We start from the raw sequence: 15,881 nt of genomic DNA, 5'->3' as shown, positions 1-15,881 counted from the left end.
TCCCGTGGAGTTGCTGGCGGACGCACGACGGTTCCCCCCTGGCGAATCGGCTCTGTGCTTGATCAGTCCCGGAACGTGTCTGTCGGTCTGGTGTGGCTGGTGTGGCTGGTGAAGCTGGAGTGGCTGCTGTCGCTGGTGTGGCTGCTGTCGTCGGTGTGTCTTGTGTGGTGCGGAGTCTCGGCGGCCGGGCGGCGCACTGACAGCAGCACGGCGGCGAGGACCAGCAGCACGAGGAGCGGCGGCGCGACCGGTGCCAGTTCCTGCCGCCAGAGCCAGCTCCCGACCGCGGCGAGATAGAGGACACCCCAGCGCCCCTGCCAGGGCAGCCGGCCGCCCGTCCTCGTGAGCAGGGTCCACAGCGGCACGAGGCACAGCAACTGGAGGACGAGCGGTGCCCAGCGCAGGACCGGGCCGGGTCCGTCGAGGCCCAGCGCCTCCGCGAGGAATCCGGCGGCCCTCGCGTACAACTCCCCTCCGACCGGGTCCGGTTCGCGGCCGAGGGCGACGGGCGCCGCGTGCAGCGCGAGTACGGCGGAGCCCAGCGCGGCGCCGGGCAGCCACGGGTCGGGGCGTACGGACAGGGTCACCGCCGCGACGAACACCACGAGCAGTACGGCACCCGCGACCAGCGCCGGGAGGGGCAGCCCGCGCAGCAGCTCCCGGCCGGTGAGGTCGGCGCCGGTCCCGGACGTGCCGTCCAGCCAGGGCAGTCCGCGCAACGCCGCCCAGAAGACGACGGTGGCGGCGCCGGACAGCAGCCACAGGGCGGGCCTGAGCCAGCGCTCGGGGATCGGGCCCGGGTCGTCGTCGTGGGGACCGTGGGCGTCGGCCTTCGCGGCGTGGACGTGGACGTCCGGGTCGTGGACGTGCGTGCCCGGGTCCGGGTCCGGGCCGTGGACGTGCGTGCCCGGGTCCGGGTCGTGGACGTGCGGGTCCGGGTCGTGGATGTGGACATGGGCGTCCGGGTCGGGGTGGCGTGGCCGGCGGATCACCGCGAGGGTGTCCGCCTCCAGGGCCTCCCGTTCGTACCCGGGGCGCCCTATGAACAGGGCGACGGTGTCCTCCCCGGACGCGTCCTCGGGCCGTCCGTCCCCGGACGCCGCCCGCCGCGCCCAGGTCGTGCCGTACCCGGCGGTGGGGTTCAGCCGGGCCGGGCCGTGGGAGGTACCGGGCCGTGGCTTCGGTCCGAGCGGGCCGGCGTCCACCGTCGCGCCCGGGTCGCCGGAACGACCGGCCCCGTCGATGCCCCGCAGGGCGGAGCGCAGGCCGGGTGCGCAGCCCAGGGCGACCACCGTCATGCTCACCAGCACCGCCCAGCCGGCGCCGGAGATCCCGGCCGGCGTGAACAGCATCGCCGCGCTGCCCAGGACGAGGACGCACATGGCGCCCTGCACCGCGGCCAGTACGCCGGTGCGCCCCTGAACGCGGAGTACGCCGATGTACAGCTCGACCACGATCCTCGGCAGCGCCCCGAGGGCGAGCAGCCGCAGCACCGTGGAGCCGTGCTCGGCGTAGTCCTCGTCGAAGGGCGCGAGGATCTGCGGGGCGAAGACGACCAGGAAGAGCACCACCGGCACCAGCAGCACCGTCATGCGGCGCAGCGCTCCCCGGATGCCGTCGGCGAGGCGGCGCGGGTCGTGCGAGGCGTGCGCGGTGAGCGAGGAGGCCATGTTGATGGCCATGAACTCCATCGTGCCGCCGACGGTGTAGGCCACGTAGAAGTAGCCGTTCTGCGCTGCGCTGAAGTTGACCGCGACCATCACCGGCAGCAGGTTGATCATCGCCAGGCTGAACAGCGCCCCCAGCGAGTCCCCGGCCAGGAAGCGGCCCATCTCGCGGGTCTTCGGCGGCTCCACGTCTCGGTCGGCCTCGGCCTGGCGCGGGATCAGCCTGCGGAAGATCAGCCAGCCCAGCGGCACGGTGGAGAAGGCGATGGCCACGGCCCAGGACACGAAGATGCCGAGCACCGGCAGCGAGGCGGCGAAGACGGCGAGCAGGATCAGCTTCCCGACCGAGAACACCGCGTTCCCCGCCGGCACCCACTCCGCCTTGCGCAAACCGGTCAGCACGCCGTCCTGGAGGGTGAGCAGCGCCCAGGCCACGCACGCCAGGACGAACAGGGTCCCCATGGCGGCGGTGCCCAGTGGGGCGTACGAGGCACCCCACAGGTCGAGGGTGAGCAGGAAGACCACGGCGGCGACGGCGACGACCACCGAACTCGCCGCGTACGCACGCCACACCAGCGGTCCGGTGGCGCGGCCGGCGCGGGGCACGAAGCGGACCACGGCGCCGATCATCGTCGTCGCCGTGATGCTGGCGAGCAGCCGCATGGCGGCGATGGCGGCGGAGCCCTGTCCGACGGCCTCCTCCGAGTAGTAGCGGGCGGCCACGAGCCAGAAGCCCAGGCCGAGCACGGCCGAGACGCCGGTGCTGAGCATCAGGAAGTAGGCGTTCTTGAAGAGCGAGTCGCCCCCGTGCCCGCTCTCGGGCAGCGCGGTGCCGCCGTCCGCCGGTTCGACGGCCGTCTCGTGCACCCGGGTCTCAGCCACCGGACGGAATCAACCCCTCCGGTGCCTTGGCCGGTCGTACGCCGGACTCCTCGAGCGCCGCGATCACGGCGCGGGCCCGCAGCGGTTCGACGGGCAGCGCGTGCCGCGCGAACCAGCGTGCCCCCTCGGGCGCGGGCGACGGGTCGGTGAAGGCGGCGCCCGCGTAGTCGTCGAGCGGCGGGTCGTAGAGGTAGCCGACGACGATGCCGCGCCGGGCCAGCGCCCGGACCGCCGCGTCCCGGTCGGCCACGAGCAGCGGCACCCGGAACAGGGGCTGTGCCCCGCCGGGAGTCCGGCTCCGCGTTCCCTCCCAGGCGGCCGGTCCCGCCCAGGGCGTCGACAGCAGCAGCTCCGTCCCCGCCCGGCAGTCCGCCAGTACCCGGTCCAGCCGGTCGAGCCCGCGCCCGATCCGGCCGAGCCGGAACCGGCCGCCCCGCAGCCGGTAGTCGTGCATGTCGACGCGGACCCAGGGGTCGTGGGCGTCGAGGCCGGGTGCCGAGGCTGCGGCGCGGGCCAGCTCCCGCGGGCGCAGCGGCATCCGGATCTCCTCGCGCTCCATCCGCCCCAGCAGCCGCAGCGTGGCCCAGGCGGCCCGGCGCAGCCCCAGCCCGCGCACGGCGGCCTCCGCGTACGGCCGTGCGGCGTAGGCGACTTCGGCCCTCGTACGGCGCGGCAGCAGCAGGTCTTCGCAGGTCTTCGCCAGCGTCTCCCGCAGCCCCGGGTCGGCGACCGCGAGGATGCCCCCGGCCTTGGCGCCGACGTGCTTGGACAGGCTGAAGACCGAGGCGTCGCCCCAGGCGCCGACCGGCCGGCCGCCCACCTCGCTGCCGATCGCGTGCGCCGCGTCCTCGAACAGCGGGATGCCCAGGGCGTCGCAGCGGGCGCGCAGCCGGGGCGCCTGGTCCGGGTTGCCGTACAGGTTGGTCGTCAGCACGGCGGACAGCGAGCCCCAGACGTCGTCGGGCACGGCGTCCACGTCGATGGACGCGTCCGACGGGTCCAGCGGCGCCTGTACGGGGCGCAGCCCGGCCGCGAGCACGACGAAGAAGATGACGTCGTCGTTGACCGGCGACATCAGGACCCGGCCGCCGGGCGGGCACCAGTGACGCAGTGCCGCGTACAGCCCGAATCGGCATGACGGTACATACACGCATTCCCGGTCGAGCCGGCCGCGCATGGTCTCTTCCAGCCGTCTGCCCGGCCGTGAACCATCCCGCCCCGAACCCGGACCGGCCTCCCCAACGGCCATCCGTTCCCCCCAGATGTGCCGTCGAAGGCCCCCTCCCCGAGACCTCCCGGCACCCGCCCAGAGTCTCCCTGTTCGCACCGCTCCGTCAAGATTGCGTGTCGGCCTGTGGACAACTTCCCGCACACGAACGGACGCGGAGCGCCACATCCACAACCGTGCGCGCGGGCGTGCGCCGTCCGCGAAGGTCCCGTCCCACGGTCACTTTCCGCCCCTCGCGCACCGGGGCGCGGGCCGCTCCGCGCACGTCAGCCCGCCTGCGCACGCCCTCGTCCCCCACATGGAGCCACCTCCCGCCGCACTGCCCAAGACGGCCGTGTCACCCGTAACGTGTGGCCAGTCCAGGCACCACGCGGCGCACACCCGTCACGTGGCGCACACGGCGCGCACGGCGCACATGGCGAGCACGAAAGCGAGGCAGCACCCGATGCCCCCCTTCGATGTCCCCGAGGGCGACCCCTTCGGCCCGCACAACCTTCCGTACGGCGTGTTCTCGATCCCCGGCACGCAGGAGCGGACGGTGGGCGTCCGGCTCGGCGACCACGTCCTCGACGCCGGAGCGGCGGCCCACGCGCTCGGATCGCCGTACGCCTCCCTGCTCGCGCGGCCCACCCTCAACCCGCTGCTGGCGGCGGGCCGCACGGCCTGGTCCGACGTGCGGCGCGCGCTGACGGCCTGGGTGACGGTGCCCTCCCACCGCGAGACGCTGGAACCCCTCTTCCACCCGCTGTCGTCGGTGACCCTGCACCTGCCGTTCGAGGTCGCGGACTACGTCGACTTCTACGCCTCCGAGAACCACGCCCGCAACGTCGGCCAGATCTTCCGCCCCGACGCCGCCGACTCCCTCACCCCGAACTGGAAGCACCTCCCGATCGGCTACCACGGCCGCTCCGGCACGGTGTTCGTCTCGGGCACGGACGTCGTACGCCCGTCGGGGCAGCGCAAGGCACCGGCCGACGCCGCGCCCGTCTTCGGCCCGTCCGTCCGCCTCGACATCGAGGCCGAGGTCGGGTTCGTGGTGGGGGTGCCGTCCGAACCGGGCGACCCGGTCGCGCTCGCCGACTTCCGCGAGCACGTCTTCGGGCTGTGCCTGCTCAACGACTGGTCCGCGCGGGACGTCCAGGCCTGGGAGTACGTCCCCCTCGGCCCGTTCCTCGGCAAGTCCTTCGCCACCTCGGTGTCGGCGTGGATCACGCCGCTGGACGCCCTGGAGGAGGCGCGGGTGGCGCCCCCCGCGCGCACGCACGAGCTGCTGCCCTACCTGGACGACACGGCCGACGACCACGCCGAGCCCGGCGGCTACGACCTGCGGATCACCGTCGCGGTCAACGGTCACGTCGTCTCCGAGCCGCCGTTCTCCACCATGTACTGGACGGCCGCCCAGCAGTTGGCCCACATGACCGTCAACGGCGCCTCACTGCGCACCGGCGACCTCTACGGCTCGGGCACGGTGAGCGGACCCGGCGAACGGGAACGCGGGTCGCTCCTCGAACTGACCTGGAACGGCCGCGACGCGCTGGAACTCCCCGACGGCAAGCGGACGTTCCTGGAGGACGGGGACGTGGTGACCCTGTCGGCATGGGCACCGGGTCCGGACGGGATCCGGGTGGGGCTGGGCGAGGTGACGGGGCGGGTGGCCGGACGGGGGGAATGAGCCGGGGCCGGGTGGCGAAGGGGCATTCGGAACCGGTGGGCGCCGGCACCTGACTCACACCGTCCGACGGCGGCATACTGGCGTCGGACGGTGTGCGCGGGCACCCCGTCCGCACTGCCAGAGCCGCCCGTCCTCTCGACCAGGATCCGGAGCCAGTGGCATGACCGTCTGCCTGCTCCTGCTGTTCGCCGTCGCCGTGACCGCCGCGGTGCCGGTGCCGCGCGCGCTGACCCGGTCCGCGTGGCCCGAGCGGGACCCCGTGGTCGCGCTGTGGGTGTGGCAGTGCCTCGTCGCCACCGTCCTGCTGTGCTGTCTGACGGCCCTCGCCCTCGGTGCCACCGCCGTCTTCGGCACCGTCCGCGCCCAGCTCTTCGCACCGGCGCCGCCCGCGGTGACCGCCGCGTACAACCTCTCCACCGGTCCTGCCTGGGCGGCCGCCCTGACCCTGCTGCTGGCCGCCGGCGCCGCCTGGACGACCGCGATGCTGGGCCGCGAACTCGTCGAGGCCCGCAGGCGGCGCGCCCGGTCCCGCGCCCACCTGCGCGAGCGCGCCCCGGACCTGCCCGCCGGGCTCCCCGCCGCCCGCGGGCCGCTGCTGGTCCTGGAGGACGAGTACCCGGACGCCTGGTGGCTGCCGGGCAGCCCGGCGCAGCTGATCGTCACCACGGGCGCCCTGCACCGCCTCACCGACCACCAGCTCGACGCCGTGCTCACCCACGAGCGCGGCCACGCCCGGGCCCGCCACGACTGGCTGCTGCACCTGTCCACCGCGCTGGCCACCGGCTTCCCGCGCGTCCCGCTCTTCGCCCACTTCTGCGACCAGACGCATCGCCTGGTCGAACTGTCCGCCGACGACACGGCCTCCCGGCGCTGCGGCCACCTGACCACGGCGCTGGCCCTGATCGAGCTGAACCAGCACCGCGGCGTCCTGTCCTGCGCCTCCAGCCACCGCCTCCTCGGCGAACGCGTCGACCGCCTCCTGGAGCCCCCACCCCGCCTGACCCCACGCCACCGGGCCCTGACCACGGCAACGGCCGCACTGGTGCCCCTCGTCCCTCTCCTGATCACCTTCGCCCCGGGCTTGACGGCGCTCACGTAAATCCGCACGACACCCGCCCTCGGCCCACGACGGCGCCGGGCAACTCCGCGAACCGGTGGCAGAAGTCCCGCCTCGCTCCCGGAAACCCCAGCTCACCCCACCACCCGGCGGAGCCCCGGGTGGCGCAACAATCCAGCAACACCACTAACCCCACCGGATGGGTATGGTTCCAGCCATGCCGCCCACCGACCGCATCCGCGACCACGCCGGCCAGGGCGCGACCACCGTCGCCGCCCACCGCGCGCGCCGCCGGTTGCGCGCCGACCGGGCCCGTCAGCTCGCCGACCTGCTCCGCCGCCAACTCCTGGACGACGCCTTCCCCGACGGCGCACTCCCCCACGAGGACGCCCTCGTCGTCGACTACGGCGCCACCCGCAACACCGTCCGTCAGGCTCTCGACCTGCTGCGCGCCGAGGGCCTCGTGGCCCGCCGGCCCGGTATCGGCACCGTGGTCGTGGCCCGCAAGTACGCCCACGGGCTCGACCGCCTGATGGGCCTCGCGGAGACCCTGCACGAACAGGGCCGCGTCACCAACGAGGTCCGCACCACGGTCCCCGTACCGGCCCCCGCCCCGGTCGCCGAACGCCTCCGCGTACCGCCCGGCGCCGACGTCCTCTACATCGAGCGTCTGCGCCGCCTGGGCGGCGTCCCCCTCTCCCTCGACCTCACCTACCTGCCCCTCGACATCGGTACCGCGCTGCTCGGCGCCGACCTGGAGAACACCGACGTCTTCCGGCTCCTGGAATCCGTCACCGGCCGGCCGCTCGGCCACGCCGACATCACCCTGGAGGCGGTGACCGCGGACGCGCACACCGCCGCCGTGCTGGAGGCGCCACGCGGCACCGCCGTCCTCATGCTGGAACGGCTCACCCACCTCGCCGACGGGCGCCCCGTGGACCTGGAGTTCGTCCGCTTCCGCGGCGACCGCATCGCGATGAGCGGCCTGCTGCACCGGTCCCTCTGAACACCCCTTTCGCGCACCCTCCCTGGAGACAGCCATGCCCTTGGCGCCCCAGCGGGCCGACGTGCCCGTGACCATCGACGAGTCGAAGTGCATCGAAGGCTGCACCCTCTGCGTGGACATGTGCCCGCTGGACTCCCTCGCCATCGACGAGCGCAACGGCAAGGCCTACATGCACGTCGACGAGTGCTGGTACTGCGGCCCGTGCGCCGCCCGCTGCCCCACCGGGGCGGTCACGGTCAACATGCCCTACCTGCTCCGGTGAGAGGCCGACTCCCATGAAACCGAAACGCACCGCGCTCCCCGCCACCGCGTCCGCAGCCGCCGTGGCGCTGCTCCTCTCCCTCACCGCTTGCGGCGGCGACGCGTCGGCCGACGGGGACGGCTCCACGGTCACCGTGACCGTCGGCTACCAGTCCCGGACGATCAACACGGTCACCGCGGGAACGCTCCTCCGCTCCCTCGGCCACTTCGAGCAGCAGCTCAACGCCCTCGGCGACGGCGTCACCTACAAGGTGGACTGGCAGGACTACGCCACCGGCGCCCCCATCACCGCCCAGATGACCGCCGGGAAGATCGACATAGGCTCGATGGGCGACTTCCCGCTGCTCATCAACGCGGCCCGCGGCAAGCAGCTCGGCAAGCCGACCCGCCTGGTCTCCGTCACCGGCTACAACCTCCGCGGCGGCCTCAACACCATCGTGACCGCACCCGGTTCCTCACTCACCTCCCTGAAGGACCTCAAGGGCAAGAAGGTCTCGACGAGCGTCGGCTCGGCCGCCGACGGCACGCTCGTACGAGCCCTGCAACGCGCCGGCCTCGACCCCGCCGAGGACATCGAGAAACTCAACCAGCAGCCCGCGGTGGGCGCCTCGGCCCTCTCCTCGGGCAGCGCGGACGCCCTGTCCCAGTTCGTCGCGTGGCCCGGCCTGCTCGCCCACCAGGGCAAGGCGAAGGCCCTGTACGACGGTGCCCGGCTCGACCTGCCCACCTTTCACGGCGTCACCGCCCGCGAGGACTTCGCCGAGGAGCGCCCCGCCGTACTGGAGGCGTTCCTGAGGGCCCAGGCGCAGGCCACCGACTATCTCGACGCCCACCCGGTGGCCGCCGCCGAGAAGGTCGCGAAGGCCACCGGCCTGCCCGCCGAGGCCGTCTACCTCTACAACGGCGCCCAGGGCATCGCCACCTTCGACCCGGCGATCAAGCCCCGGCTCGTCGCGGCCCTCAAAAAGGACGTGTCGATCCTCCGGGACGCGAAGCTCACCGGCGACGTGGACGTGGACGCCTTCGTCGACGACCGGTACGTCAAGAAGGCGCTCGGTCCGGCCGCGTACGCCCAGCGGCTCGCCGCCGGACCTCCGAAGCCGGCCGGGGAGGTCTGGCCGAAGGGAGCGAGCAAGACGCTCTCCTTCACCTCCCCCGTCGCCCTGCTGAAGCACGTGGCCGCCCACCGCGACGAGGTGCGCGCCGCCTATGTCCCCGACGCCACCACCGGCACCCTGTGGTTCGCCGACCAGTCGGTGTGGGTGGCCGACGGCACCGGACTGCTGCCCTTCCTCGCGCCGGAGACCGCGCGGGAGTACGTCGCCGACCACGGCGGAGCCCGCGTCGTCACATACGCCGAGGCGCTGGAGCGGGCGTCGTGATCCGGTACGCGCTGCGCGCCGGCTCGCTCGCCGCCGCCCTCGGTCTCTGGCAGTTGCTGACCAGCCGGGACGTCGACCTGTGGCTGCGCTTCTCGCAGTTCCCCACCGTCCGCGACGTGGCCCACGCCTTCGCGGACCGGCTGGCGGGACCCGACTACTGGACGGACCTCACCGACAGCCTCACCCGCATCCTCACCGGCTTCCTGCTCGCCGCCGTCCTGGGCGTGGCGACCGGTGTGCTCGTGGCCCGGTCGCGGCTGGCCGAGGACCTGCTCGGCCCGGTGCTGGAGGTGATCCGCCCCGTCCCCGCGATCGCCCTCGTCCCCGTGGCGATCCTCCTCTTCCCCTCCAACGAGCAGGGCATCGTCTTCATCACGTGCACCGCGGCCTTCTTCCCGGTGCTGGTCTCCACCCGGCACGCGGTCCGCGCTCTCGCCCCGACGTGGGAGGAGGCGGTCCGCACCATGGGCGGCGGCCGGTGGCGGGTGCTCGCCTCGGTGGTGCTGCCGGGCGCCCTGCCCGGCGTGTTCGGCGGTCTGTCGGTCGGCATCGGCGTCTCGTGGATCTGCGTGATCTCCGCCGAGATGATCTCCGGCCAGTACGGCGTCGGCTACCGCACCTGGCAGGACTACACCGTCGTCGACTACCCGGGCGTCTTCGTCGGCATGGTCACCATCGGCGTACTCGGCTGGCTGACCTCCACGGCCGTCGAACTGCTGGGCCGCCGCCTGACCCACTGGCTGCCCCGCACGGCGTACGTCCCCGCCGCCCGGCCGAGGTCCGTACGGCGGGCCGGCGAGGCACCCCGGTCCACGGACACCGCCGTGCCCACGAGCACCGAACCCGAGGAGGCACGCGATGAGCACCTCGTCCGAGACTGAGGCCGGGACCGACACCGGGGCCGGGACGGCGACCGGAACCGGTACCGCGACCGGAACCAGTACCGCGACCGGCACGAAGAACGCCACCGGCACGAAGACGGCCACCGGCACCCGAACCCCGCGCGGCACCCGGCTCACCCTCCGCGACGCGGCCCTCGGCCGCCCCGGCGCCACCGCGCTGACCGGCGTGGACGTCGACGTCCCACCCGGCAAGATCCTCACCGTCGTCGGCCCGTCCGGCTGCGGCAAGTCGACCCTGCTGCGCACCCTTGCCGGGCTGCTGCCCCCACTGGCCGGGACGGCGGAACAGGACGGACACCTGATCACCGGCCCGGGAGCGGACCGCGCGCTGGTCTTCCAGGAGGACGCCCTCCTGCCCTGGCGCACCCTGCGCGCCAACGTCGAACTCCCCCTCGCCATCCAGCGCCTCCCCCGCGCCGAACGCCGGGACCAGGCCACGTCCTGGCTGGACCGCGTCGGGCTCACCGCGCAGGCACGGCAGTTGCCCCACCGGGTCTCCGGCGGACAGCGCCAGCGCGCCCAGTTGGCCCGCGCGCTCGCCGGGCACCCCCGCGCCGTCCTGATGGACGAACCCTTCGGCGCCCTCGACGCCCAGACCCGCGCCGGCATGCAGGACCTGCTGGTGGAGGTGTTGCGCGGCACCGGCGCAACCGTCGTCTTCGTCACCCACGACGTGGACGAGGCCCTGTTCCTCGGCGACCGGGTGGCCCTGCTCGGCGCCGGCCGCCTCACCGCCGTACGCGACGTGCCCCGGCCCCGGGAGCGTGCCGCGCACGACGATCCGGCCCGGGTGGCGCTGCGGCGCGACGTACTGACATCCCTCGGCACCTGAAAGGCCCTCTGGTGGAGATCCCCGCGCTCACCGACGCCGAAGAACTCACCTGCGACGTCCTCGTCATCGGTGGCGGTACCGCCGGCACGATGGCCGCGCTGACCGCGGCCGAGCACGGTGCGGACGTGCTGCTCCTGGAAAAGGCCCACGTCCGCCACTCCGGCGCCCTCGCCATGGGCATGGACGGCGTCAACAACGCGGTCGTCCCCGGCCGTGCCGAACCCGACGACTACGTCGCCGAGATCACCCGCGCCAACGACGGCATCGTCGACCAGTCCACCGTCCGCCAGACCGCCACCCGCGGCTTCGCCATGGTCCAGCGGCTGGAGTCGTACGGGGTGAAGTTCGAGAAGGACGAGCACGGCGACTACGCGGTCCGGCAGGTGCACCGCTCCGGCTCCTACGTGCTGCCGATGCCCGAGGGCAAGGACGTCAAGAAGGTCCTGTACCGGCAGTTGCGGCGGCGCGAGATGCGCGAGCGGATCCGCATCGAGAACCGCGTGATGCCGGTGCGGGTCCTGACGGCGGAGGGCCGGGCGGTGGGCGCGGCCGGGTTCAACACCCGCACGGGCGCCTTCGTGACCGTCCGCGCGGGCGCCGTGATCCTGGCCACCGGAGCCGCCGGACGGCTCGGCCTGCCCGCTTCCGGCTACCTCTACGGCACCTACGAGAACCCCACCAACGCCGGTGACGGCTACGCCATGGCCTACCACGCGGGCGCCGAACTGACCGGCATCGAGTGCTTCCAGATCAACCCGCTGATCAAGGACTACAACGGCCCCGCCTGCGCCTACGTCGCCAACCCCTTCGGCGGCTACCAGGTCAACCGGCACGGCGAGCGCTTCGTCGACTCCGACTACTGGTCGGGTCAGATGATGGCCGAGTTCGCCGCGGAGGTGGCCGGCGACCGGGGGCCGGTGTACCTGAAGCTCAGCCACCTCCCGGAGGAGTCCGTCTCCGCATTGGAGTCGATCCTGCACTCGACGGAGCGCCCGACGCGCGGCACCTTCCACGCGGGCCGCGGGCACGACTACCGCACCCACGACGTCGAGATGCACATCTCCGAGATCGGCCTGTGCGGCGGCCACTCCGCCTCGGGGGTACGGGTGGACGACCACGCCCGCACCACGGTCCCGCGCCTCTACGCCGCCGGCGACCTGGCCTGTGTGCCGCACAACTACATGATCGGCGCGTTCGTCTTCGGCGACCTGGCGGGCGCGGACGCGTCGCGACACACGGCGTACCCGGGCGAACTGCCGTCCGACCAGTTGCGTGAGGCGCACGAGCTGGTCTACCGCCCGCTGCGCAACCCCGACGGCCCGCCGCAGCCCCAGGTCGAGTACAAGCTGCGCCGCTTCGTCAACGACTACGTGGCCCCGCCGAAGTCCGGCGCCCGGCTGTCGCTCGCCCTGGAGTCCTTCGAGCGGATGCGGGCGGACATCGCGGCGATGGGCGCGCGTACCCCGCACGAGCTGATGCGCTGCGCCGAGGTCTCCTTCATCCGCGACTGCGCGGAGATGGCCGCCCGGGCCTCGCTGGCCCGCACCGAATCCCGCTGGGGTCTCTACCACGAGCGCGTGGACATCCCGGAGCGCGACGACGCCGCCTGGTTCCACCATCTCGATCTGCACAAGGCCCCCTCCGGTGCGATGGAGTTCACGGCCCGTCCCGTGGCTCCGTATCTGGTGCCGATCGACGAGTTCACGCCGGTCGGCGGTGTCTCCCGGCACCTCGGCGAGGTGCACCCCGAGCAGGTCTCGACCGCCGGCCCGCGCGACGCGGCGCCCCGTGCCGCGGGTACGCCGCTCACGGGCACCGGCGACGAGCACGGAGGCGGCTCCGCCGAGCCCACCGCCACGACCTCCCCCCGCCTCCTCGAACTGCTGGCCCTCGCCGACGACGAACCCGAACTGCCCGCCCTCCGGCCGTACCTGTCCGATCCCGAACCCGCGGTACGGCGCACGGCGGTCACCGTGCTCACCGAGACCACCCCCGTCGGCACCGGCCCTGTCCTGGCCACCGTCCTGTCCGACGCGGACGGCGAGGTGCGCGCCGCCGCCGCGGCCTCGCTCCGCGAACTGGCCGACACGCTGGCGCCCGAACCGGCCCTGGGCGAACCCCTGGTGCGGGCCCTGGCCGAGGCCGACCCGGTGGTCCGCGCCACCGCCCTCGACCTGCTGCGCATTCTGCGGCTGGGCGAGACCGGCACCTTCACCGCCTACCTCGGCGACCCGGACCCGTCGGTGCGCATCGAGGCGGTGCGCGGGCTGGTGGCCCTGGACGCGGCGGAGTCGCTCTCCCCGGCGGCGGAGGATCCGTCCCGCGAGGTCCGGGTCACCGTCGCCAAGGCGCTGGGGACGCTGCGGGCGTCCAATGGTGCCGGCGGTGCGCTCGACCGGCTCACCGAGGACCCCGACGCCCTGGTCCGCGGCGCGGCCTTCGCGGCCCTGGCCCGGACGGGCTGCCCGGCACCGCTGGCAGAACGGGCGGTCGCCGCGCTGTCCGACCCCGCCTGGCAGGTCCGGGCCGGAGCGGCCGGCGCTCTGTCCGCGGCGGTCCCCGGCAGCGCGGTCCCCGTCCTCGCCAAGGCCCTCGCCGATCCGAACGCCGACGTGCGCAAGGCCGCGGTGCTGGCCCTGACCCGGCACGCGGACGGTACACCGGACGCCAGGTCGGCCCTCGCGACGGCGACCACCGACAGCGACGCCGACGTCAGGGCGTACGCGGCCCGGGCCCTGTGACGCCGAGGACCGGCCGGGACGTCCGGCGCCCGGCCGCGTCCTCTACAACCAGGTCCAGCCCTCTATATCCAGTCCTCGGGCTCCGGCTCGGGCTCGGTGTCGGGCCACTCGTCCGGGCCGGGCCCGGTGTCGCCGCCGGAGGCGGGAGTCGCCTGCGAGGACCCGGAGAGTCCCGCGAGCACGGCCACCACTCCCTCCCCGTAGGTCGCGAGCTTCTTCTCACCGACGCCGCTGATGCCGCCGAGCTGTCCGACGGAGGTGGGCCATACCGTGGCGATCTCCCTGAGCGTGGCGTCGTGGAAGATCACGTAGGCCGGGACGCCCTGTTCGCGAGCCTGCTCGGCCCGCCAGGCGCGCAGCGCCTCGAACGCCGGCTGGAGCTCCTCGGGCAGTTCGGCCGCGGCGGCCTTGGCCTTGCGCTCGCCGCGGGCGGCCGTCCCGCGTGCCGCCGCCGGCTTCTTGGGTTCCTTGCGCAGCGGCACCTCGCGCTCCCGCCGCAGCACCGCACCGCTGTCGTCGGTCAGCACCAGCGTGCCGTACTCCCCCTCGACCGCGAGCAGTCCCTGGGCGAGGAGCTGCCGGGCGACGCCCCGCCACTCGCCCTCGGCGAGATCCTCGCCGATGCCGAACACGGAGAGCTGGTCGTGGTCGAACTGGATCACCTTGGCGGTGCGCTTGCCCAGCAGGATGTCGATGATCTGCCCGGCGCCGAACTTCTGCCCGCGCTCCCGCTTCAGCCGCACCACCGTGGACAGCACCTTCTGCGCCGCCACCGTGCCGTCCCAGGTCTCCGGAGGGGTGAGGCAGGTGTCGCAGTTGCCGCAGCCGGACGGGTCCGGATCCTGGCCGAAGTAGGCGAGGAGCTGGCCGCGGCGGCAGCGGACGGTCTCGCACAGCGCGAGCATGGAGTCCAGGTGGGACTGGGCCCGACGGCGGAAGGCCTCGTCGCCCTCGCCGGACTGGATCAGCTTCCGCTGCTGTATGACGTCGTTGAGTCCGTACGCCATCCACGCGGTCGACGGCAGTCCGTCGCGGCCGGCGCGGCCGGTCTCCTGGTAGTACCCCTCGACCGACTTGGGCAGGTCCAGGTGGGCGACGAACCGCACGTCCGGCTTGTCGATGCCCATGCCGAAGGCGATGGTGGCCACGACCACCAGGCCCTCCTCCCGCAGGAACCGGGACTGGTGCGCCTCGCGGGTGCCCGCGTCCAGGCCCGCGTGGTACGGCACCGCCTCCACGCCGTTGCGGGACAGGAACTCGGCGGTCTTCTCGACGGAGTTGCGCGAGAGGCAGTACACGATGCCCGCGTCGCCCGGGTGTTCCTCGCGCAGGAAGCTCAGCAGCTGCTTCTTGGGGTCCGTCTTCGGCACGATCCGGTACTGGATGTTGGGCCGGTCGAAGCTGGCCACGAAGTGCCGCGCCGTCGGCATGTTCAGCCGCTCGGTCAGCTCGCGGTGGGTCGCGTGTGTGGCCGTAGCCGTGAGCGCGAGGCGGGGGACGTCAGGCCAGCGCTCGCCGAGCAGCGACAGGGCGAGGTAGTCGGGCCGGAAGTCGTGGCCCCACTGCGAGACGCAGTGGGCCTCGTCGATGGCGAAGAGCGAGATCTTGCCGCGGGAGAGCAGATCGAGGGTGCCCTGGAGGCGCAGCCGCTCGGGGGCCAGGTAGAGGAGGTCCAGCTCACCGGCGAGGAATTCGGCCTCCACGACGCGCCGCTCGTCGAAGTCCTGCGTGGAGTTCATGAAGCCGGCCCGCACGCCGAGCGAGCGCAGGGCGTCCACCTGGTCCTGCATCAGCGCGATGAGCGGAGAGACCACGACGCCGGTGCCTGGCCTGACCAGGGCCGGAATCTGATAGCACAGCGACTTTCCGGCGCCGGTGGGCATGAGCACGACGGCGTCGCCGCCCGCGACCACGTGGTCGACGACCTCTTCCTGCTCGCCGCGGAAGGCCTCGTACCCGAAGACCCGGTGCAACGTGGCCAGCGCCTCGCTGCCCCCGTCGTCCACGCGCCTCGCCTCTGCCGCCTCTGCCGCCTCTGCCATCTCGCCGATCACACCCGTCCCGCCCATCGTCCCGTCCCCCGTACGTCCTGCCTCGCCCGTCTGGTCTGTCTGGTCCGTCCTGTCCCGACCACTGCCTCAACGATAGGGGCCCGCGCCGACAGCCTCGGAGTTATCCACAGGGTGCCTGTTGCCGCCCGCGTCAAGGACACGATGACCGTTCACACGTTCGCAGAAGACGCGCCCGATTC

Annotated in this window: 11 protein-coding genes; 8 read left to right on the top strand and 3 right to left on the bottom strand. The window is 73.5% G+C overall.

What is annotated here, in order from left to right:
• Window positions 1–62: 62 nt before the first annotated feature.
• A complete protein-coding gene (locus ACGF3J_RS18140; RefSeq protein ID WP_393854268.1) occupies window positions 63–2,549 on the bottom strand; it encodes a lipopolysaccharide biosynthesis protein in 2,487 nt (828 codons plus the stop codon).
• A complete protein-coding gene (locus ACGF3J_RS18135) occupies window positions 2,542–3,726 on the bottom strand; it encodes a DegT/DnrJ/EryC1/StrS family aminotransferase (RefSeq protein WP_237552448.1) in 1,185 nt (394 codons plus the stop codon). Before ACGF3J_RS18135 ends, ACGF3J_RS18140 begins: the two co-directional genes overlap by 8 nt.
• A gap of 496 nt (window positions 3,727–4,222) precedes the next feature.
• Between ACGF3J_RS18135 and fahA the strand changes: the two genes are divergently transcribed.
• The 8 genes from fahA (at window position 4,223) to ACGF3J_RS18095 (ending at window position 13,630) form a co-directional block, all read left to right on the top strand.
• The gene (gene fahA / locus ACGF3J_RS18130) at window positions 4,223–5,449 is read left to right on the top strand and encodes a fumarylacetoacetase (protein WP_161327979.1); all 1,227 of its coding nucleotides are present in this window, start codon (window positions 4,223–4,225) and stop codon (window positions 5,447–5,449) included.
• Window positions 5,450–5,609: 160 nt separating this feature from the next.
• Window positions 5,610–6,548: a M56 family metallopeptidase gene (locus ACGF3J_RS18125; RefSeq protein ID WP_161327978.1), complete on the top strand. Its 939-nt coding sequence runs from the start codon at window positions 5,610–5,612 to the stop codon at window positions 6,546–6,548.
• Between the two features lie 175 nt (window positions 6,549–6,723).
• Complete coding sequence (locus tag ACGF3J_RS18120) at window positions 6,724–7,512, top strand: GntR family transcriptional regulator (RefSeq protein WP_161327977.1); 789 nt, start codon at window positions 6,724–6,726, stop codon at window positions 7,510–7,512.
• 34 nt (window positions 7,513–7,546) lie between these two features.
• On the top strand, window positions 7,547–7,774 hold the full coding sequence (locus tag ACGF3J_RS18115) for a ferredoxin family protein (protein ID WP_030145386.1): 228 nt from the start codon (window positions 7,547–7,549) through the stop codon (window positions 7,772–7,774).
• 13 nt (window positions 7,775–7,787) lie between these two features.
• On the top strand, window positions 7,788–9,155 hold the full coding sequence (locus ACGF3J_RS18110; protein ID WP_161327976.1) for an ABC transporter substrate-binding protein: 1,368 nt from the start codon (window positions 7,788–7,790) through the stop codon (window positions 9,153–9,155).
• Window positions 9,152–10,036, top strand: a complete 885-nt coding sequence (locus ACGF3J_RS18105) for an ABC transporter permease (RefSeq protein WP_161327975.1) — start codon at window positions 9,152–9,154, stop codon at window positions 10,034–10,036. The genes ACGF3J_RS18110 and ACGF3J_RS18105 overlap by 4 nt, the downstream gene beginning before the upstream one ends.
• Window positions 10,014–10,889 carry an ABC transporter ATP-binding protein gene (locus ACGF3J_RS18100; RefSeq protein WP_161327974.1) on the top strand — a complete coding sequence of 292 codons (876 nt, stop codon included), beginning with the start codon at window positions 10,014–10,016 and terminating at the stop codon, window positions 10,887–10,889. Before ACGF3J_RS18105 ends, ACGF3J_RS18100 begins: the two co-directional genes overlap by 23 nt.
• Before the next feature lie 11 nt (window positions 10,890–10,900).
• Window positions 10,901–13,630: a fumarate reductase/succinate dehydrogenase flavoprotein subunit gene (locus ACGF3J_RS18095; protein WP_161327973.1), complete on the top strand. Its 2,730-nt coding sequence runs from the start codon at window positions 10,901–10,903 to the stop codon at window positions 13,628–13,630.
• A gap of 62 nt (window positions 13,631–13,692) precedes the next feature.
• Here ACGF3J_RS18095 and recQ read toward each other — a convergent pair whose 3' ends face one another.
• On the bottom strand, window positions 13,693–15,699 hold the full coding sequence (recQ, locus tag ACGF3J_RS18090) for a DNA helicase RecQ (protein WP_161327972.1): 2,007 nt from the start codon (window positions 15,697–15,699) through the stop codon (window positions 13,693–13,695).
• Window positions 15,700–15,881: the final 182 nt, after the last annotated feature.

The organism is Streptomyces sp. NPDC048171, assembly GCF_043202655.1.
Taxonomy (GTDB): Bacteria; Actinomycetota; Actinomycetes; order Streptomycetales; family Streptomycetaceae; genus Streptomyces.
The sequence above is the reverse complement of the archived record's forward strand: the minus strand, read 5'-3'. Positions and strand labels throughout refer to the sequence as shown.